The sequence below is a fragment of the Vibrio sp. HENC-03 genome, assembly GCF_000305755.2.
Lineage (GTDB): Bacteria > Pseudomonadota > Gammaproteobacteria > Enterobacterales > Vibrionaceae > Vibrio > Vibrio owensii.
This window is the reverse complement of record NZ_JH976079.1, coordinates 1-24,571: the sequence shown is the minus strand read 5'-3', so window position 1 is coordinate 24,571 and position 24,571 is coordinate 1. Positions and strand designations below refer to the sequence as shown.

13 protein-coding genes and 1 pseudogene are annotated in these 24,571 nt (G+C 44.5%); 2 read left to right on the top strand and 12 right to left on the bottom strand.

From position 1 onward, the window contains the following. Position 1: 1 nt before the first annotated feature. The 8 genes from tssA to VCHENC03_RS18305 all read right to left on the bottom strand — a co-directional run bounded on the left by tssA (position 2) and on the right by VCHENC03_RS18305 (position 10,256). Positions 2 to 1,576 (bottom strand): type VI secretion system protein TssA, encoded by a 1,575-nt coding sequence (tssA, locus tag VCHENC03_RS18270; protein WP_009705241.1) that lies wholly within the window; start codon positions 1,574 to 1,576, stop codon positions 2 to 4. Then, positions 1,576 to 3,579 (bottom strand): serine/threonine protein kinase, encoded by a 2,004-nt coding sequence (locus tag VCHENC03_RS18275; RefSeq protein ID WP_009705240.1) that lies wholly within the window; start codon positions 3,577 to 3,579, stop codon positions 1,576 to 1,578. Before VCHENC03_RS18275 ends, tssA begins: the two co-directional genes overlap by 1 nt. A gap of 235 nt (positions 3,580 to 3,814) precedes the next feature. Beyond that, a complete protein-coding gene (locus VCHENC03_RS18280) occupies positions 3,815 to 4,759 on the bottom strand; it encodes a hypothetical protein (RefSeq protein ID WP_009705239.1) in 945 nt (314 codons plus the stop codon). Then, positions 4,752 to 5,744 carry a DUF2169 family type VI secretion system accessory protein gene (locus VCHENC03_RS18285; RefSeq protein WP_009705238.1) on the bottom strand — a complete coding sequence of 331 codons (993 nt, stop codon included), beginning with the start codon at positions 5,742 to 5,744 and terminating at the stop codon, positions 4,752 to 4,754. Before VCHENC03_RS18285 ends, VCHENC03_RS18280 begins: the two co-directional genes overlap by 8 nt. Then, entirely contained in the window at positions 5,725 to 7,044 is a 1,320-nt protein-coding gene (locus VCHENC03_RS18290; RefSeq protein WP_009705237.1) for a hypothetical protein, read from the bottom strand. Before VCHENC03_RS18290 ends, VCHENC03_RS18285 begins: the two co-directional genes overlap by 20 nt. Before the next feature lie 57 nt (positions 7,045 to 7,101). Continuing rightward, positions 7,102 to 7,587: a hypothetical protein gene (locus tag VCHENC03_RS18295; RefSeq protein WP_009705236.1), complete on the bottom strand. Its 486-nt coding sequence runs from the start codon at positions 7,585 to 7,587 to the stop codon at positions 7,102 to 7,104. After that, on the bottom strand, positions 7,587 to 9,665 hold the full coding sequence (gene tssI / locus VCHENC03_RS18300) for a type VI secretion system Vgr family protein (protein ID WP_009705235.1): 2,079 nt from the start codon (positions 9,663 to 9,665) through the stop codon (positions 7,587 to 7,589). Before tssI ends, VCHENC03_RS18295 begins: the two co-directional genes overlap by 1 nt. Positions 9,666 to 9,737: 72 nt before the next feature. After that, on the bottom strand, positions 9,738 to 10,256 hold the full coding sequence (locus VCHENC03_RS18305) for an Hcp family type VI secretion system effector (RefSeq protein ID WP_009705234.1): 519 nt from the start codon (positions 10,254 to 10,256) through the stop codon (positions 9,738 to 9,740). Between the two features lie 455 nt (positions 10,257 to 10,711). Here VCHENC03_RS18305 and tssH point away from each other — a divergent pair, with 455 nt between their 5' ends. Both tssH and VCHENC03_RS18315 read left to right on the top strand, forming a co-directional pair. Continuing rightward, complete coding sequence (gene tssH / locus VCHENC03_RS18310; protein WP_009705233.1) at positions 10,712 to 13,390, top strand: type VI secretion system ATPase TssH; 2,679 nt, start codon at positions 10,712 to 10,714, stop codon at positions 13,388 to 13,390. Next, a complete protein-coding gene (locus tag VCHENC03_RS18315) occupies positions 13,377 to 15,005 on the top strand; it encodes a sigma-54-dependent Fis family transcriptional regulator (RefSeq protein WP_009705232.1) in 1,629 nt (542 codons plus the stop codon). The genes tssH and VCHENC03_RS18315 overlap by 14 nt, the downstream gene beginning before the upstream one ends. A gap of 133 nt (positions 15,006 to 15,138) precedes the next feature. On the opposite strand, the gene VCHENC03_RS18320 is transcribed toward VCHENC03_RS18315, so the two are convergent. The 4 genes and pseudogenes from VCHENC03_RS18320 to VCHENC03_RS27750 all read right to left on the bottom strand — a co-directional run. After that, entirely contained in the window at positions 15,139 to 19,830 is a 4,692-nt protein-coding gene (locus VCHENC03_RS18320; RefSeq protein ID WP_009705231.1) for an OmpA family protein, read from the bottom strand. Next, positions 19,823 to 21,058, bottom strand: a complete 1,236-nt coding sequence (locus VCHENC03_RS18325) for a TolB family protein (protein ID WP_009705230.1) — start codon at positions 21,056 to 21,058, stop codon at positions 19,823 to 19,825. Before VCHENC03_RS18325 ends, VCHENC03_RS18320 begins: the two co-directional genes overlap by 8 nt. 1 nt (position 21,059) lies before the next feature. Further along, positions 21,060 to 22,778, bottom strand: a complete 1,719-nt coding sequence (locus VCHENC03_RS18330) for a hypothetical protein (RefSeq protein ID WP_009705229.1) — start codon at positions 22,776 to 22,778, stop codon at positions 21,060 to 21,062. A gap of 760 nt (positions 22,779 to 23,538) precedes the next feature. Then, a pseudogene (locus tag VCHENC03_RS27750) lies at positions 23,539 to 24,571 on the bottom strand (tandem large repeat); the annotation flags it as partial.

Here is a 24,571-nt window from a genome sequence, read left to right as displayed (position 1 = left end):
ATTAGTCATAAATTGCTTTCCACTCTTCATACTTCTCAGGCAAAAGATCCTTACTTCTGAATAACTGATGGAGTGTTTTTCGAATCAGGTCTTCTAACTGTGACGATAAGTGGGGTTCCCAGCTCGCGAGATTAAACGCTTTTTGTACTTCCCAACCCTTCTCAAGATAAGGCAGACACAACGGGTATAATCCAACAGACTGGTAAGCTGCTATCAATTGTAAATACAGCATAAACTGACCACGTCCCGAGCTATCCAGCTCGAGTTTGCGGGCAAGTTCTGCGGCATATTCCCCTAGGTTTTCTAGAGTGATATCCTCCATCGGCAGCGAGTCTTCTTGCGAAATCACAACCGTTTGAACAACGGATTGAGACGTCGAAGAAGTTGCATCCTGAGTCGATAACCAGCTCAAGGTCGCTTCATCTGCAAATGGTAAAGAATTCTTAAATGAGAGGTGCTCGATGCCCTCTAGCGAATCAACAAAACGCTGCACTTCTTGTTTCACAGCCGTCGCTGCATCGTCGAAGCCCAAATTAATGAGCATCGAATACACGAAGTAATGACCTGTCAGCCAAAACGGCGCATCCGTTAGTGTGCGCTCCAAACGTTTAATGGTGTCGATGTCGCTTTCTTGATTGGCTTTATCTCGGTATTCCGCTTGTTGATCGGAAGACACCGCCAAGCTCAATGGCGTTTGATTGTTTTGGTGGTCTGGGAGACCATCAATATCATCCCAAGTCAGATGACGATAAATTCGGTAAGCCAGCGGATCACTTGGATTTGCATGAAGCATGACTTCTGCAACCTTCTTCAAGGTGCGCTTAGAAGCTGTCGGCGAAGAGAAATCCGTATCGACGTCCACTTCTTTTGCTACCGCTTTCTTAACTGGTGCAGCTTTAGGAGTCGGCGTAACCGTCTTCGCTGGAGCGGTTTGCACTTCGCTCTGTGCCGGCGTTTCTAATGCGGCAGGCTGCGTAGTGGGCGTAGATATCGCCTGTTCAACAGTGACCGATGCGTCATCGATTTGGTCATCCGCCGCAGCTTGTTGAGATAAGACATTGAGCTGAGTGCGAATCTCAAAGAAATCCGCTTCTGAGTCTTGGTAAACATCGTCGAATTGTCGCTGAACCTCTTCAATGGTCGAAATACAGCTTGAAACCAACTCCCATGACTGAGCACTCTCTGCTAACTTACCGCTTACCAATTTAAACTGATGGTTCAGCCATTCGACCGCGCCATCTCTGCCGCGCTTTCGCGAAGGATAAAGTTCAACGCCAAAGCGATTTAACGCCTCACTAAGCAGCTTTAGACCCTGCTCAAAACCTAGAAGACCAAACTCTTCCGTTAGGGCGCGAACAAGGTAACAAATGGCTTTTAAGTCTTTGCTGTGGTGCTCTAGCACTTCAGTCGCATGCGTTTTTACGACGCCCCAATCGACCGTTTCACCAAACAGGGAACCGAATTTCTTTACTTCAGATTCCATCATCTCGTAGCAAAACTCGTAGCGAGCATCTTCACCCACTGGCGTTGCATCAGAGATAGGGGCCAATAAGCGTTCGATATCGATAACAGACATTAGCCTCTCCCCTCTGCTAGATAATCTCTCAGAGCGCGCTCAACGGCGATTGCACCACGTGCTGGGCGAGAAAGTTGATGGCTTTTATCGATAGAATCCGTAGCCATGCTCTCAAGCAGATCGGTAATTTCACTAAACTTCTTCGGCGCGTTTCGCTCAAGGTCAGCCAGTGAATCGTGCAATTTTTGCTTATCAAACACCGACTGTTCAGTCACGGTGCTAAATAGAATGTATTCGCTACGAGCAACAATCAGATCCTTGACCTTTTTGTTCAGCGCCGGCGTGTTACCAAAATAAGTCTTAGCGGCCTTCGCCTCTTCAATGGCTTTGGTGTAGTAGTGATCTTTTGCGTGCTGCTCGATAGAGTCGTTGATGTTTGCCATCACCTTGTTTGGCAACACTTGGCTGTAGAAGTAAGCTTCCGATTGATTTAACAACCAAGCTGCTTTCATCTCTTCGTCAGCCAACTTAGCTTCACCATCAAGGATTAAATTAGCAATCTGCTCGTCTTTGCTTCCCGCAACCGCAGAGATTTTCATCGAATCAACCGACGCGACATTCAAGCCTGCCATCACTTTGGTTAAGGTTTTGTCTGCGTATGGGAATAAAGCACCATCATCGACCAATTTTTCTCTTAACGTCACCAACTCTTTACGCAAATCTACTAGCGTCTTCGGTAAGTCATCCGCTAGAGCTTGATAAGAAGTCAATTGCGCCTGATTATTTTTGTACAGCTTAGACAGTTTCATTTGCTGCACTTGGTAAGCTTCACGATATGGCGCTGTCGACATGACGTCTTTTTCCATATCATTGAGCGCCTGCTCAATCGCCCAAGGTGGCTGAGCCAAGAAGGAAGCGGTTTGTGCTGGTTTGATCGTACTCGCCAAAGGAGTTTCGTTTTGTGAAATTGTCGGTTCCGACTTCACAATCGTTTTCCACTCAGGCTGGTTTTGTTCATATAAGTAATGGCCTGTAATTGCCATCACGCTCAATACCAAGCTGGCTTCGAGCACTTTAAAGCGACCGTAGCCGGCTTTGTCTTGTGGTTTACAATGCGTCAGCAATAAGTCGGCATTACGTAAGCTGCTGAAAATTGGCGCATTCGACTGTGAATCAATAGATTGAGTGTCAATGCGTGCAAGTTGCTGAGCAAAAGAAATTGCGGTGTAGCCATGCCCTCTTGGGTTATTAATCACTTGCTTGAGCAGTTTCCAAATATGGTTTGGAATTAATGCTGGACGCTTGCGATCTTTTAATTGCTTGTGCCAAGCGTCACCAAAGATCGAACCAATAAATAAATGGCCCGTCAGTAATGCAAGTGAATAAACATCGTCTTGTGGCTCGGTTGTACCTGTCTCAAGATATAGAGGTGAAGCGTAACTTAAACTTGCCTCAGCGTGAGACTCCGTCTCACCAATATAGCGAGCCGCACCAAAATCGATGAGCTTGACGTAGTCGCCTTCGCTAACCAAAACATTTGATGGTTTGATATCAAGATGGCAGATACCTCGGGTGTGCATAAATTCCAGCGCACCAGCAAGTTGGTACACTAACCAAGCAATATGGTCGTGACGGAAACCTTTAGAGGAGTGACGCTCCATCTTTTCTGCCAGTGATTCACCTTGAATCCACTCGTACATTAAGTATGGGCGTTCAAATTCGTTACCGATTTTAATGAAATCCGCAACGCTAGGATGTTGAGAAAGTTCTAATCTACTTGCTTCATTGACCAACATCTTATTGGCAATGTCTGGCGCATCTTCGTTGACGACTTTACAGCAGATTTGTTTTTCTGGTTGGCCTTTTTTGGCGAGATGGTAAACCGTAGTTCTACCATTTTTCGATGGCAGCGTGTCTAGAACATCAAATTGTGAAAAAAGCACGTACTCAAGCTTTGGCTTATTTTTCTGCGCCAACCTTTGCTCGTTCTGTTTCTTTTTCTCAATGGCTTTGACAACCAATTGATCAATATATCCTTTGGCTGCTCCCTGCTTATCAGACACTTTGCACTCTTTTATCGAACAAATATTATTAGGCCGAAATAATATTTGCTGAAACATCCTTGTTTCAAGGCTGGTATTTAAAACGAACAGTAACGCTATTACTTTAGTTATAATTACTAAGTTATTAGACTCTTTGACTTACGCTTTCACTACATAAGTTATGTTGTTTTCATCGATTAAATACCTTGCCGAGATTATGAGAGCATTTTAATAAGGTTTTGCGTGTTGTTTGGTACTAGCACGCCAGTAATTGAAGTAACCCTTTGTCACCATTAAAATCAAACATTAATAGCGATGCAGGTTGGTTAAAATGATGATTTTTAACCGTAAATCCAATCAAAGCGAGTGAAGAACTACTGCCCATCGTGCCCCATAACTCATTGATAAGCTGTGGCTGTTCTGGATTCGTGAAACGTTCCGCTTTGGCCCCCAATGCGAAGCCGTAATCTTCAGTGTGCATACGGAGATTCGTCATATCGGAATACACTTCACCAAATGAATCGAGCTTTTTACTCGCACGCTGAACAAGGCGAAACATGCCTCTTCGGTCTGACGTATTTAATTCCGTGTCAATATAACCAAGCTGCGCTTGAGGCTTAAGTTTCAATGTTTCTACCGTATTTCTTCGGCAGAGAATTAAACCAGCCCCTCCCTCACTCGGAATAATGCCCCACGGATTATTGGTACTCATAACCATGGCATCATCGATGAGCGCTTGCATCGTATCCACCATAGAATCGACGCTAATACACATCATCGCATCGTATTTATCCAAAGACTTCATAGCCTGTAGCACGAAGCTAGGCCCACTGGCATGCACTGCTTCGACCACAGAAAGAAAGTCAGAATAGTCACTTTCACCAAGCCATTCTTGCATCTTCACTAATGAAATTGTCGTTGGCACAGCAATAAGTAATGGAATCGGCTTCAAAGAACGAGGTAACTGCACAAGCAAAGAATCCAGTAAATTTGCAGTTAATTCGCACGTTTTTTCAAATAACGCGCTCTCTTTTGTGTACTCGATTTTGGCAAACGTGAAACGCTCAATGCCGTCTTTACCAACCACTTGATCAAATCTGGCTAAATCAGCGTTTGCGACACTGGTTGCGATATCCAGATTCATGCCAGTAGGTGTCATCACTTCCATCCCCAGCACGTAACGGCCTGTTGAATTATGCATGCTCACTTACCTCTTCCAACTTAGTGATCGATGTCGACACCAACAAATGCTCTATACCCTGACAAGGAAAAGCCGCGGTGTAACTGATTGATATAGTTTTCTTTTCAGCATCCACGAACAAGGTGTACATAGCCATATCGGCTTGGTAGCTGTTGTCTTTGAACGTCGCAATTGCGCGATATTTCTCTTTAGGAATCCGGAATGAAAGCGTGTCATCATGGCAGAAACCACTCATCATCAAGCGCTCACCACCATGAAGAAAGCCTTTGCATTGTTGGTCAACAGGCGCGCTTTGGAAGAAACGCTTATCAAAGTCGAGCGGTAACATTGGCTTGCGATTTTCAATCCAATCTTCATCAAATGTCCCCGCCAGTTTTTGGCGCGATTCAAAGAAAGGAGGAACAGGACCAAAGCCCGCTACGCGAAGATTTTTCGACGTAGAACTCCACTCTTCTCTCGGGTAGAAAACCGAAGGCACTTTCTGTTCGAGCAGTTCTTTGTTGGAATTGGCAACCCCACCACCAACTCGGTTACGTAGATCCCCACCAATTGCACAGGTGTAATCTATGTCTTTTTCGATAAAAGGAATAGGCTTACTGAGCGTGATACTGCCACCATGTTCAACCCAAACACGTTCACCATGAATCGCGAGGGTTTTATCAATGTGGCCATCAATCAACACGCGACACTCTTGGTATGTCACTGGCTTTTTCGCGTAACTGCGCGCTTTGCCGTAAACAAGCACATCTGTGTTGTCTTTTGTATACGCAAACTCGTGGTCAACTTTCATCGCAGAGAAACCTTCTTCGCCCAAATATTGGGGATCATCGAAGATTTCGCTTTCACCTAATTCATGCCAAACCACACCATCGAATTGCCAAGTGCGTTTAGCGACAACAACCCACACTTCATCGCCGTTTTCGTCACGTTGAAAACGACCTTTAAGTGATAGCTCAGGGTGCGCTTCAATATCCCATAACTGCATTGCTATTCCTTAAGTTGAATCGTTCGCTCGCAGAAGGTGCGGCCTTTAAATTGTTGAAGTTCCAGTCTTGCTGATGAATCGGCATCGCCATATCCCAAAGTACGTAAGCTCTGGATTGAATGCAGATTTGGCGCCATAACCAATCGCGGAACAGCACATCAACGTTGGCATCTTGCATCGCAGCTAAAGTAGATTCGAAGCTCAATGCATAACCTAAGCGGCTTGGTAGGTTTTGGACGTGTTTTTCATCTTCCACCCATTCATTGAGTAGGTCGACGATCTCTTCCCACTCATATTCGACACCAACGTCTTGCGGAGTCAGGGGAAGAAGCTTTCCGTAAACCACATACAAAGCTTGAATCCAAGTTTCACCGTCATCTTCTTCCAGAGTTTCCAAGTGTTCGATGATTTTTGGGACTAACTTCCAATCACCACTCAGGGCAAAATCAACGGGGGCTAATGAAGAAGAGATATCAAACGCTTCAAACTCTTTGAGTTCTAATAGCTTCGCGAAGGTCAAGACTTGGGCGGAAGGCAAACCACTCGGCTCAATACCAAAACACTGACGGAACCAGGTGCCTCTGTCGCGCTTAGTGATCAAACGTTCAAACAGATATTGTTCAGAGTTCGCATTGTCATTAATCCATTCAATCCCCTCTTCCACATCTTGCAATGCCAGTAGAGGTAGCGCGATATTAGGACGTATGATTTCGGCTTTGTGCCAACGTTTAATCAGCGCAACACTCAAAGCTTGGCGGAGACGTAAGCATTCAAAGTAAAACGGACTGGATTTCGCTTTGCCCTCAATGAGCTCCGACATCACGCTATCCATGTGTTCAACTGGAGATTGCGTAACAATGACCTTGGCGGTGTGTGCGTCTAATTCTTCGAGTAAGCTCAAACCACATAAGAGATTATCGAGTTCAGAGCCAAGCTCTTTCTGTAGCATCAGCCAAGCGTAGATTTCTGGCTCTTGGCTTCTTAGCTGATGAATTAACCCCGGAGCTAATCGATAAAACGACAGATACACTTGTTTGAGCTCTTCTATTTGGTGCTCAATCAGTTTGAGGTAATCCAGATCACGACTCGGATAGCCTCGTTTATGAAGTTGTACACGCTGCTTGATTAAAAAGCCGGTACTCTCAGAAGCAATAGACAGCTTTTCATTGCAGAAGCTCAGCCATGTTGAAGGCAATTGGGAAAGATCGTTCACAGCACGCTCAGCTTTTGCTAACGCGCCTTCGACTTCTTGATTAGTTATGGGTGTCTTTAGGTGCTCGACACCGATTCTTTGTCGCATCTACTTATCCATTGTTAGCGTACGATAACGCAATATCAGTTAGTTAAAACGAGCTAACTAGTTAATTGCGATCGTTCCGCCTTGAATTTTTTGTGCTTTCTCTGCTTGAGAAGTGACGTATTTCGCTTTAGTGGTAATTCGGCCATCACGCCCGCTGTAGCGAGTTTCTGTATCACCACTTCTGACGATCAGTTCTTGCTCTGTCTCGATGACCATCTTCTTCGCTCGCAGTACAAACTCCTCAGAGTCATCCAGAATGGAGAAGAAAATGTCCGTCACAAGAGGCAAGCTTAAGTCGTCGTTCAAAAATTCAATTCGACAACTTAATCGATTATCGATAGCCATTTGCAGTTCAGAGCGGCGAAAACCACGCCCTAACCTTGCGGTAAGTGGTTGGTTAAATGGGTTGCCATCAAAATCAACGCGGACACTGCCCGTTGATTCGTTTATGGCGACTATGGTTCCAAAACGCGAAAAGCAAGCCGGTGTATCGGCTTGCTGCTTCGTGATGGTTTCTGTAATAAGAGGTTGTTTTTCCATCATTAGTTAATCGCTACGTTACCACCTTTCACGACGACTTTATCGCTACCTTCAATGGTGATTGAAGAACCAGAGAGTTTGATTGAACCGTCGCTATTCATCACTAACGAAGAACCACCGGTTTTCAGGACAATCTTGTCACCACTGATGATTTGCGTTGCGCCATCGGCTTTGTATGACGTATTCCCTTTCACCGATACTGTTAAGTTGCCGCCAACGGTTTGGTTATCGTCCGCGCCAATGTCTGAGCTCTTCGATGCACCAACGGTTAAGTTGCTGTTTTCACCCACATCCAGATCATCATTCTTGCCAATCTTGGTCGTGCGGTTATCACCAATCTCTAAATCAGAATTGTTTTTCACATACTGAGTTTCGTTAGCGTTGTAAGTGACAGTGACGTCTTGCTCTACGGTTTCCGTAAAGGTGCTGTTTACTTGTGTTGTCTTGTGACCATCAATGGTTTCTTTGTGATCACCGTGTACTTCGTTAGTTTGATGACGCGCTACCTTTAAGAACTCATCCTGACCGATATCTCGGTAACGGTTGTTGAGTACTTTCGTCGACATGTCTTTTTGAGCATGAATGTAGACTTCTTCTTGGTTCGCTTCGTCCTCAAAGCTCAGCTCGTTATAACCAGTGCCTTTGTGCGTCTGAGTACGGAACGTGGTACGCGTTTTGTTTTCTGGCAACGAGTAAGGAGGGAAATGCAGGCCGTTATAAACCGCGCCAGTCACTAGCGGACGGTCTGGGTCCCCTTCAAGGAAGGTCACTACAACTTCATGGCCAATACGTGGCAAATAAACCGCACCCCAAGTTGGAGCCGCCATAGATTGGCTAACGCGAATCCAACAACTGGCATGTTCATCATTATCGCCATAGCGATCCCAATGGAACTGAACTTTGATTCGTCCAAGCTTATCGGTGTAGATCTCTTCGCCTGCAGGGCCAACCACAACAGCGGTTTGCGGGCCATCAACTAGTGGCGCTGCCATTTTTGGTGCTTTGAATACTACATCGCGTGGAATACAAGAAAACTGGTTGTAGTAGGTAGTCGGCATCCCACTCGTTTCGTCTTCATGCACTTGTGGATCTTGCCCAGTGTGCATGACGGAAAGCATGATGTAATCACGGTTAATTTCTGAACGAGGATGCTCGCCGATATTGAAGCTGTAACCAGACGCCAAACGCATTACGTCACTGCTTGCTTCCACTTGTTGGTTGTCCACAATGTGCTCAGACATCCATTCCGTCGCTCTTACCTGCCCCATTGCAGGATCAACATAACGACCTGGGTAATCGAACTGCTTCAAATCTTGGTCAAGGTCACCCGCGTGCGTCATCTCTTGCGGGATCTTTGGTTGCTCGTAGTTGTAATCTGTGTACGTAACCTGACCAGTTCGAACGCGGTTAACAAGCTCTAGATCAGAGATGTGCTCGCGATCAGCAACACCGCCGCCATCAGCGTGAAACACAATCGGTCCGATGTATGATGCATTGATTGGCGAGCTCACCAAAGGCGCGATGGCATCGTTACTATCAACAATCACCATGGTGTGGTTTGAATCGGTATGGTCAAAGTAATACCACATACCGTGCTCTGCCATCATTCGTTGAACGAAGTGCAAGTCAGATTCGCGATATTGCAGAACGTACTCTTTTGGAGGGTAAGTACCAGAGACTTCAAATCGGTAATCAGTGACCGCTCCATCATCTAACACTTCAGTGATGATGTCTTGCGCTGACTTTTGTTGGAAAATGCGACAATCTTGGCGCTGAGATAAAAACCAAGCTTGAGGAACCAAAACTAATTGATAGCGAGAAAAACGACGCCCCGTACCTAGGTAACGAACTTCGTTTACTACGCCGTTGAATACGCGCGCAGCACCTACACCCTGCCCATAAAGAGTCAGCGTGCCCGCTTTACGAATGAGAGCATCAAAAGAGATATCTGGATCAAGTGAAAGTAATGAGAGACTGATGTGAAAAGGCTTCGAAAGCTCTTCATTCACTTGAAAGCTTTCTACTCGAAACTCGTGCCCACACCCTGGCACTTCAAATTTAAATTCTACGTCATTCACCATATCTTTTACCTGATACAAATAATCGAATTAGGGCCAACAATTGTTGGCCCTGAATCTTTACGCAAAAAGCAATTATGCTTCGCGTGGAGCACGCCAGTCGTCGTTACCAGCTGTACCACAGTTTTCGTGAGTTACTTCGATTGCACGGTAAGTCAGCTTAAGAACTTCTTCTGTCACGCGGTCTGCAGTTGCAGCATCTTGACAGTGGTTCATGCGAGTTTGGATATCTACAAGTAGCGCATCAATCAGTTTGATTGAGTAGTAGTGCTCTTGCTTACCTTGAACTGAAGTACGGTAGAAACGAATCACACACTCAGGAAGTTTTTCACCAGATACTAGTGCGTTGAATAGTAGTGGAGAAGAACGGTCTTGAACTTTAGTTACAACAAGTGGGCGGTGTACACGTTGACCTGTTGGCTGACCGCTTTGTGGGTCACGTGGCACTGTTAGTACGTGGTCTAGCTCTTGTACTAGGAACTCATCGACGTGAGCTTCTTGCCAAGTGTTACCTACAGAATCTGCAGAGTAAGTATCTTTAGTGATGTGACCTTGAGTTTCACCTTGGATAGACATATATGCTGGAGTTGGCATCGTTATTTCCTTTTCTAAAATCTGTTTTGTTTAAATCACCAAATCGCTTATCACCGCGACTACTTGGTATAATCAAACTCCGTGCCAACTTTTATAAACCTTTAAATACAACAACTTAGAGAAAAATCAGCTTTATTTATCAATTTATTAAGTACAATTTATTGGATGAAAAACCAAAAAGTTGGATTCAAATAATAATAAATTGTTTCGATTATAAAAAGTGAAAATAACCATATATTTAAGGCAGAATAAAGTTAATAACACTGGCAATTTAGGCATATTAACCAATAATTAATTCAGAATAACAATGAATATTTATCAGTGGTAAATATTCACACTAATATCATCATTAAAATCACCAACAAACGATAGTCAAAATATCTTGATAAAAAAACCGCACAGTCACTTTTAGTATAATATCCGCTACCTCTTTTCCTCTAAAGAATAAAATGGCTATGATAAATATAAACCTTTCTTCATTAATTCAGCGTCTACACCCGATTGCAAAAGTGGCATTAGAAGACGCCGCTGCACTTGCAGTCTCTGAAAAAGCAAACGAAGTTCAAATTGAGCATTATTTACTGAGTCTATTAGAAAGGCCAAATAGTGATTTTGACGTCTTATTAAGTCATTTTGATTGTTCTGAGAACTTATTAAGACAATCGGTTCGATCCACACTCGACACCAACGCCAAAGGAAATGGCAGCAAACCTGTTTTTTCTGCTTTATTAATCGAATGGTTACAAGAAAGCTGGCTGGTTTCTTCTTTAGATCTATCCGAAACACAAATCCGCTCTGGCGCCCTACTCCTTACTCTTGTAAGCAACCCACTACGTTACGGCCAACATGGTTACGCCTCTATCCTTGAAGCGGTAAACCCTGACAGCCTTAAGCGTAACTTTGCAGAGCTAACCAGCCACTCTATTGAGGCGCAAGTCGCGACTTCTGAGAAAACACAAGCTCGTGAAGATGGTTCAGCACTGAGCAAGTTCACGACAGACTTCACTGGTAAAGCACGCAAAGGCGAAATCGATCCTGTTTTCTGCCGTGACCAAGAAATCCGCCAAATCGTAGACATTCTTGCTCGTCGCCGTAAAAACAACCCTATTGCTGTTGGTGAACCAGGCGTTGGTAAAACCGCAGTAGTAGAAGGCTTGGCACTTAAGATTGTACAAGGTGACGTACCAGACAACCTCAAAGGTGTTGAGCTTTACGGCTTGGACATGGGTCTTCTGCAAGCAGGCGCAAGCGTAAAAGGTGAATTCGAAAAACGCCTAAACGCGGTATTGGATGAAGTGAAAAACTCGCCAACGCCAATCATCCTATTCATCGATGAAGCACACACCCTTGTTGGTGGCGGTAACCAAGCAGGCGGCAGCGACGCAGCAAACTTGTTAAAACCTGCCCTAGCACGTGGCGAAGTGAAAACCATCGCTGCGACAACATGGTCGGAATACAAGAAGTACTTCGAGAAAGATCCTGCCCTTGCGCGTCGTTTCCAATTGGTAAAACTTGACGAGCCGTCTCCTGAACAAGCAGCATTGATCATTCGTGGTCTTCGCCCTGCATACGAGAAGTCACACAATGTTTACGTGCGTGATGACGCCATCACTGCTGCTGCAGCACTTTCTGCTCGTTATATCTCTGGCCGTCAACTGCCTGACAAAGCGATCGATGTGCTAGATACAGCGTGTGCACGAGTGAACATCAGCCTTAATGCCATTCCTGCTTCTGTTGAGACTCTACAGCAAGAACTTGCAGCTCAACAGCGCGAGCTAGAAGCACTTGAGCGTGATGCTCTGCAGCAAACTGGCGACAAGCACAGCCTTGCTAATATTCCAGACCTAAAACTGGCAATGGAAACAACGAAAGAAGAGCTAGTAGAACAAGAAGTGCAATGGCACAAAGAAAAAGAGCAGATCCAAGAGATGATCGCTCTACGCTCTCGCTTGCATGAGCTGGTCTTTGGCGAAACAAATGAAGAAGAGCTTGTTGCAGACGAAGATTCAGAACAAGAGCAAGACGTTTCTCCATATGCAGAAATGGATGAAGAAACCGTTCGCATTGCAATTTCAGCCTGCCAAGAACAGTTAGACGCAATCCGCAATGGCAACCCACTGGTTCACTTTGAAGTGGGTCCAGATGAAGTCAGCCACGTGATCTCGGACTGGACTGGTATTCCAATGGGTAAGATGCTTCAAGACGAAGCAGAAACCACACTAAAACTGAAAGAAAGCCTAACACAAAGCATCAAAGGCCAAGAATACGCTATTGATGCACTGTCTGAAGGCATCCAAACAGCAAAAGCAGGCCTAGGCAACCCAGACGCACCGACGGGCGTATTCCTACTGGTTGGCCCAAGTGGTGTGGGTAAAACCGAAACGGCTCGTGCGATCGCTGATCAAATGTTTGGTGGTGAGCGCTTTATGACGACCATCAACATGTCTGAATTCCAAGAGAAGCACACGGTATCTCGCCTAATTGGTTCACCTCCGGGTTACGTAGGTTACGGTGAAGGCGGCATGCTGACAGAAGCGGTACGTCAGCGTCCATACTCTGTTGTACTTCTTGATGAAGTAGAAAAAGCCGACCCAGAAGTGTTGAACCTGTTCTACCAAGTGTTCGACAAAGGTACGCTGAACGATGGCGAAGGCCGAACCATCGATTTCAAGAACACGCTGATCATCATGACCAGTAACCTTGCTACGCACGAGATCGAATCTTTAGTTCATCAATCCAAAGACATCGATGCAAATATCATCGCAGAAGCTATCCGCCCTACTTTGAACCAACACTTCAAACCGGCGCTATTGGCACGTATGTCGGTACTGCCATTTGTTCCGCTTTCTGATGAAGCAATGACAGAAATCATTCACCACAAGTTGAACAAAGTTTCTCAGCGTCTACAGAGCCATCACAAGCTGTCTCTGAGCTACGAAGAAAGTTTGGTTGAGTTCGTACTAGGTAACTGTCGCCTTGCTGAAACGGGCGCGCGTAACATCGACGCGGTAATCAACCGTCAGTTACTGCCTCAGCTCTCGACTCAGCTATTAGTGCATGACAAGGATGATTCACATACGCAAATCGAAGTGTCTGTCGATGAGCAAGGAACACTAACCTATGCGTTCAGCTAACCATAGCGAACTTAGCAACGCCCTACTTGCGATCAGTCAGTCTTTGGCTGATCGCAGCCAGCTGACTCAAACTTTGGATGCTGTGTTGACCGCTGCGAGACAAATGACCCTCGCAAAGCACGGCATCATTTATGTTTTGGATCAGACTGGTCAGGCGTTGATTCCAAGTACCGCTCACCATAACGATAAAACGATTGTTTCCCACCCTTGGGAGGCATTGCAGATTGATTCCGCTAGTGAGAACGACCCATTTAACTTTGCCATTCGCAATGGTGAAGTGGTATTGATTAACGAATTGTATAAGTACAACGGCTATGACTGTGACAGCATCTATCAAACTGAGCAGACGCTAGGGCTAAAAAGCGAGAACTTACTGGCTTGGCCTTTGATTGATAGCGAAAGTAAGACCATTGGGCTCTTGGTCTTGCTCGACTTAAGTGTGATCGACAATGAGGCTGCATTGACTGAGTTTTGTCGCATGGCCGCAAGTAATATTCGCCAAGCAGTTTGGTTGGAGCAATATGGGCAAGTGATTAAAAGCCTCAGTGCCGATAATCAAGCCCTAGTGCGCGAGAACACTCAGCTGAAAAAGCGTACCCAAAAAACCTATCAGGGCCCGATTGCAGAGAGCGAAGAAATGCTCAATGTCTTGAATCGTCTTGATAAGGTGTTATCTCTTCCTGTCGACGTTCTGTTGCGTGGTGAAACTGGTGCCGGTAAAGAGGTGATCGCGAAATATATTCACGAAAACTCTAACCGAGCAGAACAACCTTTGATCGTTCAAAACTGTGCGGCTATTCCAGAGCAGTTATTGGAGTCTGAGCTTTTTGGGCATAAGAAAGGTTCATTTACGGGCGCAGACAAAGACAAAGTCGGCCTGTTTGAAGCAGCTAACGGCGGCACACTTTTCTTGGATGAGATTGGTGATATGCCAATGCTACTGCAGGCTAAATTGCTGCGTGTGCTACAAGAGCGTAAAGTCCGCCCAATCGGCACCAGTAAAGAGATTGAAGTGGACGTGCGCGTTATCGCCGCTACTCACTGTAATCTTATGCAGCAAATCAAAGATGGCGGATTCCGTGCCGATTTGTTCTATCGTTTGAATGTCTTCCCGATTACATTGCCACCTTTAAGAGCACGCAAGTCGGACATCCTCCCTCTCGCAGAGCACTTCGTGCAACACACCACCAACACGCTAGGTTTACCGCAAGCGCCAGGGTTAAGTGCCAACGTCCGTAAACAGCTTCTTGCGTACGCATACCCAGGTAACGTGCGTGAGCTCAAAAACATCATCGAACGCTCAGTCCTGCTGTCCGATTTTGAAACCATTACTCACATTGAGTTTGGTGAACAAATCCCAGAAGATACGCCAAGTGTCGAATTGAAAGCAGCATCACCTACCCCAGAACAACCTGCTTACGAGCCAGCACAAGCGGATTTGGAAGACGCTTCAATGGGCCTTAAGGACGTTGTCAGCCAATACGAGCGCACAGTGATCATCGATTGCTTAAATGCCTGCAATTGGCACACCAAGAAAGCTGCCGAGCAATTGGCGCTGCCAATGAGTACGCTCAACCACAAGATGAAGAAATACGATATTTCTGCAGCTGGTTAAGCGAGAAGCGAGAAGCGAGAAGCGAGAAGCGAGAAGCGAGAAGCGAGAAGCGAGAAGCGAGAAGCGAGAAGCGAGAAAATCTTACTTCAATTTCCATTGATAAGAAAAGAAAAACCGCCCGAAGGCGGTTTTTTTATTTATTGAGAATCGACGCTTCAATGATGGTTGCCAAGTATGGGTCTCTAATCCAAGTTACTAAACGTTCTGTACGCTCTTCTGGTTTCAGTTTTGCCCAGTTGACGTACATATCTTTATCAACTTTATAGCTTGGGTCTTCACAATCAGAAAAATAAGATAACTCATCTACATTTTTGTACTGCCTGCCCAACGACATCTCAAAGCTTCCAAGTTTAAACGGCGTTTTTTCCGCTGTATTACGTTGTACTAGAGAGGACACCTTTAGAACTGCTTCTTGGAATCGACCAGATGTCGAGACAACGGGTCCAAATGGTCGAAGCCCCTTGATTTCTTGCCCGTTCAGCGCTTTAAATGCGAACTCGAAACGAGACGCATAGACCACCTTACCATCGAAATCTTCATCCATATCTATGTTGGATAGAGCCTCAGAGACAAAATCTGCGTCTATATTTTTGTTAACCACATCGCTGTCATCTAGCGTCCATTTAGAACTGTCCTTCTTAAGTATCCCAATATAAGTAAGGTTACTTAGATACTCAGGACCAGCGGTAGTTTCAGATCCAAATACGGCTTCATTATCAAAAGTGGTTGAGAGCTTTAGTGAAACTGGAACACTCTGCCATTCAAGATTTTGGCCCTGATACGACTCTTTTCTGTGCTTGCCACCAATGAGCATAACTTCCATAGCGAATGACTTATTCGAAGTCCAATCAAAGCCTTTTAGCTCATCTGCAGTAGTGAACATACTGTCCTCGTTCATAAACTGTCGTTTATTCCCGTAATTGACCGCAATCGCACTGTGCTTAATGTCATCGATAACAGGCTTTGTTGGGCCTTTATGAACTTTACTATGTAAGACAAAATCTAGCGTTAACAAATCTTTCTCTGACACACTATTTCCGTTCGCCAAAAAGCCCGATTTAGCAGAGAGTGTATAGTTATGGTTTGTATCAACCCCTACAGGAATCTGTCTAGGTGACGTAATAAATCGTCCGACTGTCTTGTCCACTCGTACTGGTAGCTTATAGTTGCTTCCAGAGAGAGTGAACTCATAGGTCATATTTTTGAAGCCACCGCTGTTTACATATTCTTTGAGTACATCTTGTTGGGAGTCAATTTTTATCACCTGCCCAAAAATCGGACCGAGAGCAACTTTAGATAAGTAGCCGCTATAATCGACTAAATCATGCTTGGCGATCAAAGGCTTCACTCCAGCGAAGACATCATCACCAAAGTAAAAATACGGCTCAAACTCACAACCAATAAGGACTTTGCTATCTGCTTTTTCCGCCTCAAAAAATTCGGCCAACTCACCTTTGGGGTCTACACTAAATTCCTCGTGTTTCATCGGTTTGAACATCAAATTAAACTTAGGCCCACTGGTATTAAGTAAACCGTCTGTGCGCTGATAAGACATCTCACACTGAAACACATTTGACGTCATCTGTTTTAGACTTTGTTTGCCTAACACCATTTGCCACTTCAAACGGTGGAAAGGCGATAATCGCACCTTTTTATTTGCTTTTAATCGTGCCTTCTCCCACTCATCAAAGGTGACCCATTTAGACTTGTCATGAGGCTCAGAGACTAATAACCTAACGAACCCTAGGTCCTCTTCTGATAATTTTTTAGACTCAACATTAAACTGTGTCGCAAACTCCACTAAGCCTCGTTGTTGATCACGATTATAGAGCTTGTCTTGCACTGGAAACGCGACATTAAACGCCCCAGAAACGTCTTTTCTTTTTGGAACAATATAGTTGGCTTTGTTACGAGTAATGATTTGTTCAGCTATTTCTTCACCGTAACTTTCAACTAATTGCTTGTGTCCCTCACGACGCATGAGTTCTTGGAGCCACAAGTTACACAAGTTTTCTTTTAACTCTGTGTTTAATATCCAGCTGTCGGTTTCGATGTATCGCTGAATGTATTCATCGATGGCTAAAACTTGCCACTGCTTTGTGAACTCTTGTTCGCCCTCAGCACAAGCTCTTTGAATCAAAAGCACCAAACCATTAATAGCAAGTGCACGGCGTTGATAGCGCTTAATCAACTCCTTTGCACCCGTTGCTTTTCCTAGGTGCTCAACTAACGCATCTGAAGACGTAAAATACATCTCGGTCAATTGAATATTAATTTCAGCCAATGAATCAATAATCTCTGTGGTTTCATGGCTAAGTTGTTCAATCGCAGATATGCTTTTTCTAACTTCGTTGTAGGAAGACAAGTAATAATCGAAGAGCGCAGAGTCTAGCAACTGGGCGCCACTCATCAGCATTTTCCCGCCTTCTTTGACAACGAAAAAGCCTCTTGCTGCCTGTCCTATTATCGGAACATAGCAAGCCATACCAACGATCATCTCGAAGATAGCTAGCTTGAGCTCTTTTGCAATTGCTTCTTCTCCCAAGTTCGCATTTAACTGAGCTAAACGCGCTTGCTCCATAGCCTTAAAGCCGAGTCGACTCGGTGGAATTCTCGCCGCAAACTCTTGTAGGTAGATTCGAACCTCAACACGTCGGTTAATATTAAGTTGAGCGTTTTCGCGTTTGATTTCGTTGTTTGGTACCTCGACTATCGGTCGACGTTCGCCAAAAAATCGAATGTCACTGACTGAAGAAAAGAACTCAGCAACATGCTGCGCTCGCTGTTGCGAAAGGTTTTGGTTATATTCTGAATCACCGTTTTGACAGGCATGCCCTTCGATTTCAACAACGGCATTTGGAATCTTAGATAATTCTTTATCGACAGCAGCCAAATATGACAAGTGAGGGGCTTGAACCTGATTGTTATCAAAAGGAAAAACCAAGCGTAAACCGGCACCTTTATGGTCTTTAACAAACATTGCACTGTCTTCAGCAACGTCATTCGGAATGCTGTCAGTAAACGTTACATTGTCGCCTAACTTATCTATGATTTGCTTAAGTAGTAATTCCCCGCTCTTCAGACTTTCTTTCCAGACTGGTACCCAGTTCAGATAATCGCGTGATACCTGCTCAAAATAACTTTTCCTGAGTTTAGCTTTCTCTTCTGCTAAGCGTAATTGCTCGCTTTTGTCAGTGATCTCTTTTATCTCATAGAAGGTGTTAATTGCATTGAGCCCGGCACCAGCAAAGGGCGACAAAAAGCTTTTGACACTGCCGTTACCTGTCAACCACGTTCTAGCAGCACTCCCCGCCACAACGTGGGCATTACCATTTCTCGCAGGTTCAATAACCTTGATAAAGAACTTACTTTTATCAAACCCTTTCTCTTTGAGAAGCGCTTTTAAGCCCACTTGTGCTGCACGCTCGGATTCCGATGCCGCTTGGCGTAAATCTTGAAGAGTTTGGTAAGCTGCTGCGGTAGCCGATACCCCAAATGAAAACTCCAATGCCGAAATCATGGCTGGAGGTAATGCGCCCTTGTCTACTTGCCCCCAAAACGTGTTTGCTAAACTCCCAATCACATCATGTTTACTTGATGGGTTTTGATGAATATTAATGCCAGCATTAACCAAACTTGGTGTAACTTTTGTGCCAATCTCCCACAGTGCAGCACTCATACTGGCAGTCGTTCCGCTATTCTCTAGGTTTTCAAGCTCCCCCATTCGGAAGGCTTGTAGAGCTTTAAACTGCGTAGGAAATTGGTATATCAAAGACTCTTCAAGTGAGATCATGTCGCCCGCAACAACCGCGATCTTACCAAACGGTGTCGTTTGGCTAAGCGTGATGTATTCTCGTAGCTCGTATCTGACTCTAGTAGCATCACCAAATTCATCATACTCTTTGGTTACATTAGTGGCATTCTGTGCAAACTCAGGTATCTCATCGATGAGGTCAACATCAAAAACCACTTCAATGGTGTACATGCCATCAGTAAAAACCTCCGACGCCAACGGAAACAAAGCTATTGGACGATGCGAATCACTGTTTCGGTCAAGTTGTGCTTGCGTTATGATTTCTTCGTCTTGCAGGTTGAGGTGCTGTCCGCTCTCCTCATCAAAACGAGTAACTTTAACAATTGCATCAGCATACTCTTGTGTTGAAAATACTACTGCGAGAAATGAGAACGTGGGTACAATAAAGCCACGAATGAACTCATCCTCGGGAACAGAGTCATACCATTTGTTATACGTAACTTGCTCATCCGTTAGTGCTTGAGTGCCCGCTTCATATTTAGGCGCGAGTTGTGAGCGTTTTACTTCTGCGACAGCATATTCCACTTTTTTTTCTAGCGAGTTCAGCGTTTGCTCACCGTCATACCCCTTTAGCTTTTCTAAGATAGAGACAAGGTCTGCACACGCCTTTTTGATTGGCCGAGCCTTACTCTGTGCACCAATCGCTAACTCTGTAAGCATTGACCACTCAGGAAAGGACAGCTTGTACGTCTTCTGTGCTAACTCATGTACTGGCGAGCGTAGTACCAAAACCTGATTGATATTGGTTTTTTGATTTTTCTGAGTAGAATCACCCAGTACATGTAAACGGCCTAAATCGTCTGTCGCCCAAAGGGCTGCGCTTTCCTCTCCTAAATTTATGGCAATAGGAAGCCGTGACATAGGGCGGATATTTTTCAACTCTTCCAATGAAGTCAGGTCGTTTTCGATGTTGAGTGCTTTATATCGAGGGTTCTGTGCATCCCCAACATTAGGAAAATCGACACCAAACAAATAGACATCTGTTGGTAAATACTTAAGGTCATTACTCATCGTTTTCTACCTCCAGAAAACGCCCGCCGTCAGCATCGGCATTATAAAGCACTGGGGTTTTAGCAACTCTGCCAGAATGAATCACCTTCCATGACTGAGCGCCATTTCCATTCATTTCATAACGGTGATCTGCCCCATAACGTCTTATAGTTATTTTTGCTGCTCCTCTCTGTGTTTCATTACCGTTGTTACTGATATTTACAACTTTCGCATAAACGTTCTTTTCATCGCCTTCCTTAGAAAACGCAAGCCAAGTTTGATCCTCAACATTGATCAGCACCTTACGATACGAGTTTATGCCCCATACATATTTACCATTGGGGCTGATAGCAATTTGGCGGTAGATGCGCTTCTCAATATCGATGGAGTCTTCAAACTCTTTTTCAGGTAAAATCGTGTATAAGCGTTTGAGTGTCTTGGCGTCATAAACCCCAACCCCCAAGCCCGCAGCATTGATTAACTTGCCATCTACAATGACCGTATCTTCAGACAACGGTACATCTACCTCTTCTTTGGTTCCCGTCGCGAGTGTGTATTTAAAGCGCTTAAAACCGTCTGAGAAATAGATGTAGCTAGAATCGTCCGCCCAGACCAAATATGGCTTAGTACTCGCGCTACCCAGCTGAATGGTCTGTTGCGTTTCTAAGTCAAAGATTGCCTTTATCAAAGGCCCACCAAAGCTATAGGCATAAGCCACATAACGATTATTGGGTGAACGACTCGTCACATAGTTCTGTGGTGAAGCTGTACTTGGTATATCATCTGTGACTAAGCGTAAATCTGTCCCATCAATTTTCACGCTCCAAATTTTGTAGCCGTTTTCGTAATCATTTACGAGTGGGTCGTTAAACTTAACATTATTCCACCAAAACTGAATTCGAGGTTTGTCATAGGAGCTTGCATCAGATAAGTCTTCACGAGGCCACTCTTTTGCTCGGCGTACGGCATAACCTGGTTTGACAGGAAGCGTACCTGGGTATTCAGGCTTAGACAGATCTTCAGAGTAAACAATAAAGTTATGCTCACTTTGCCATTGGCAGCGTGGTCCTGTCACATCTTTGCGTTCGAATGACGTTGTTTCACCAACATTGTAACAAGCCTTTTGAGCGGGTTCTTTTTCTACGGATTGTGTTGTTGCAGTATTCGAAGTTTGATTACTTTCTTCACCACAGCCTGTTAATAACATAACTGTCGAAAGAAGCGTGATACTTAACGTTGTTCGTTTCATTTTATAATAGTTCCGTGAGTTCAATGTCTTGATAAATTACTGACATTAAGACCGTTTTATCTGAGTTATGAGACCGACAATGACGGGTTAGATTGACCCTTTTAACTTCTGGTAACCAACCACTAAATACAATTTCTTTACAGTACTGATCCACAAACTCAGCCTCGCGCAAAAAAATCTTTTGGTTCCATGTTTCATCAACACACGTCAGTTGGAAATAATCATCCGGTTGATCGCACTGAGGGTTACTTTTATACGTGATTACAATGCCTTCACTTGGGGAGTTAACAACAACGGCAGTAACACCCTGCTCTTTTTGACTGACAATATTGTAATCTGATTTGCTTGGCACTTGAGTATCTAGATTCGGCAGTGAAATCACAGGTTCGGAGCTCGCATCAAAGTTGTGAGCAGAAGAATAATCACAGAGGTCTACTTCAACCGCTTTTTCATTATTCCCGCTCTTTAATTCATTGAGTTGCTGAGTATTGAGTTGAGTCCGAGAATAATAGAGAGCAACATCACTTTGTGCGCTACCGTTTATTTTGTATGGAAGCCAAATATGAGGCAAAGGAACACCAAGTGGCTCTCTCTTTGTTTTACTTCCAGCCTTAAATGGACTCAATTCGGTTTGAAGTAATTCTGTGTATGTTTCGCCTTCGTTAGGCCAACCAGCGACCACTACCTCAACTTCTTCTGCAGTAAGACCAAAAACACGGGCGCAAGCATATTCGTCCAACACACCCTCATAGACTTTTTTACCGTCTTGGTACAGCTGAAACGCTTCCCCTGACAGAAATGCTTCGGAGTCTTCATCATATAAGCTGATATCGACCGATCTTTGAGGCGAGGACTTCGTGCTTTGGTAGAGTGATAGATCGACATCAGAAAAGCGTCCGTCGTTTTGAACTTGGATTTCTCGCCAAACTTCTGATTGCCAAACGACATAAATGTAACCGCGATCGATAGATACATACCCTGAATCACTCTTATGAACTGGAACTAACGGCACCAACACGTTATCCCACTCATCCATCTGCGTCTCTTTATCAACGGGTTGCAGGTCTTCGGCGAGTTTAAGCAAGATTGGCTGAGGCTGGTCTGAACAAGGGATTTTGATATAGAGCGTTTTGCCCTCAGCTTCGAGATCTTTAAATGTCGCGAGGCTGCGGTGTTTGTTTTCTGTATCAGCCTTTCCTATTGTGACTTTTTCTTTTTGAGCGTCCGTTTTACCCAACATCAAACATGCCGCATTACTAGACCACTGTCCTGCAAACTCGACAACAATTTTTTGATCTGGGCTTGGCTCAGAAGGTACATGCGTGTAACTGCGAACTAGAGCAACATCGTCAGTAACCTGCTTGTAACCCGCTTTAAAAACTTTGCTTTCATTCGAAGCAGATACAGAGTCAACGAGTGTTTTAAGTCTAGGAAAACTTTGCAACTGAGAGTCTGTTAGTGGCGACCTACGAGCAAAGGAAGACAATGAGACCCAACTGCCTTTCCCAAGTTCGGCTCTGATCGCTGCTAGCAATCCGCTGGTCGTTTTTTTAGAAGAAAGAGAAATCTTTTGCGCAAACTCTTTAGGGAGGTTTCTAAGGATGTCATCTGAATTTCGCAAACGCGAAAGCTGCCCTATACACTCGTCTGGTGTAAGAACATAAGATAGCTCGCTGGAGGATAGCTTCGAGCTAGGTATAAATTTGCAAACTAAATGCATTTGAATTCTCCACAACCAACATCGTAAATATGGTTGCGGTGACATTTAAGCTGATAAGGCTTACAAGTACGATTTGGTGCGCTAATGCTACTAATTTAACTTATAACATTCAATCACATAGAAAAATCGACAAATAAGCTGAAAGCCAACCAAAAGACACATTAGCTAGCAAATAAGTCACTTTAACTACAGATAAAGACAAAACAACTAGACATTGAAATCAAAAAGAAGGATTAAAATAAAAGGAATTTTTTTATTTTTGGGCAGAAGTTAACAGTTTCGATACAGACAATAAGGGGGGCGAAGAAAGGCTCTAAAGCAATGACCTTCCTCAGTAACAATAAATAATAGAATTGCTACTGAGGAAGTATGAATAAAAAAGGTGAGTGCGTGTCACACCCACAAAAACGCGTAACCGCTTTGAAGTGATGCTAGGCTGGTGTCACTTCATTACGATTACACAACTGTCAGGTAGTACCCTACCTTATGCAGAACCCTATACTTGGGGTATAGCGATGGATGTAACTATATAATATTGCGACATATTCTCAACGTGGCATATTCACCACCACATTCTGGAATTAACCACCACAATCACACCAATACCATCTAAAAACAAAATAGATATAGTCATTCTAGATATTTGACCTTGTATAAAGACCATCAAATCATCTGTCGCAATTATTAGAAAAAGCTAATCATTTGACTTAGATCACTTAACACCAAGTAAAAAGAAAGCGAGCTAAATGCTCGCTTTGTATTACGCAACCTTTTTCAAGGCTATATCTTCCTTATCTCTATATAGATAATCAGAGACGGAACGCACTTTAACGATAGTGCTCGAATAATTAAAAGTCGTGTTGACCTCAGTAGCACTTGCAGATAGCGAATTGGTGCCATTTGCATAGACGGTAATTGTGCCCTCTTTCAAAGAAGACAAATCAAGATCAACGGTCCATGTTCCATCACTGAGCACAGATGCATTACCAGTAGTTGGCTTATCATCAGCATCAACAGCTCTGATTTCTATTACTTCACCCTCTTTAAAGCGAGTACTTGTTCCATTGATAGTTACTGTAGTTGCACCCGTAACATCGTTTACTGTTTCAAAAGAGATAGTAGGAGTCATAGCTAACACTTTGCTAGAAGTGAATGACTCACCGGCATTGCCCGTTGCATCACTAAAGCCTTGTAACGTTAACGCCACACTCTTCACCGAATCCGCAACCGACGCGACTTCTGCTGTACCCACCCATTGGGTTTGAGTACCTGCTTGTGCTGTCCAGTTGATCGCCGCTGTACCCAGAGTTGAACCCGTCGGTGTGGTGACGCCTTTGTCGAACGTGGCGGTAACGGTCACGATCTCACCCGCCGCTGCGTACGTTGGGTTAATCGACGTTTGACCGTCGTCCACCGTTGGCTTGGTTTGCGTCAACGTAAATATCGTACCCACTTCTTTTGCTGGTGCACCCAAGTCGTTAGTACCATTTACGGTTACTGTAATGGTACCGTCTTTAAGACCCGAGACATCGAGTGTTGAACTCCAAGCACCGCCAGCATTTGGGTTTACGTTTGCGCTCGCCTCGGTCCCTTCGCTGTCCGTAGCCTTGATAGTCAAGCTATCCGTGCTCTCAAAACGAGTACTATCCCCACTGATGGCAACGCTTGCAGCACCCGTTTCGTTAACATCACCGATATTTTCAACGGTTAAGGTTGGGGTCATCACTAGCTCTTTGCTAGAAGTGAATGCCTCACCAGCATTGCCCGTTGCATCACTAAAGCCTTGCAACGTT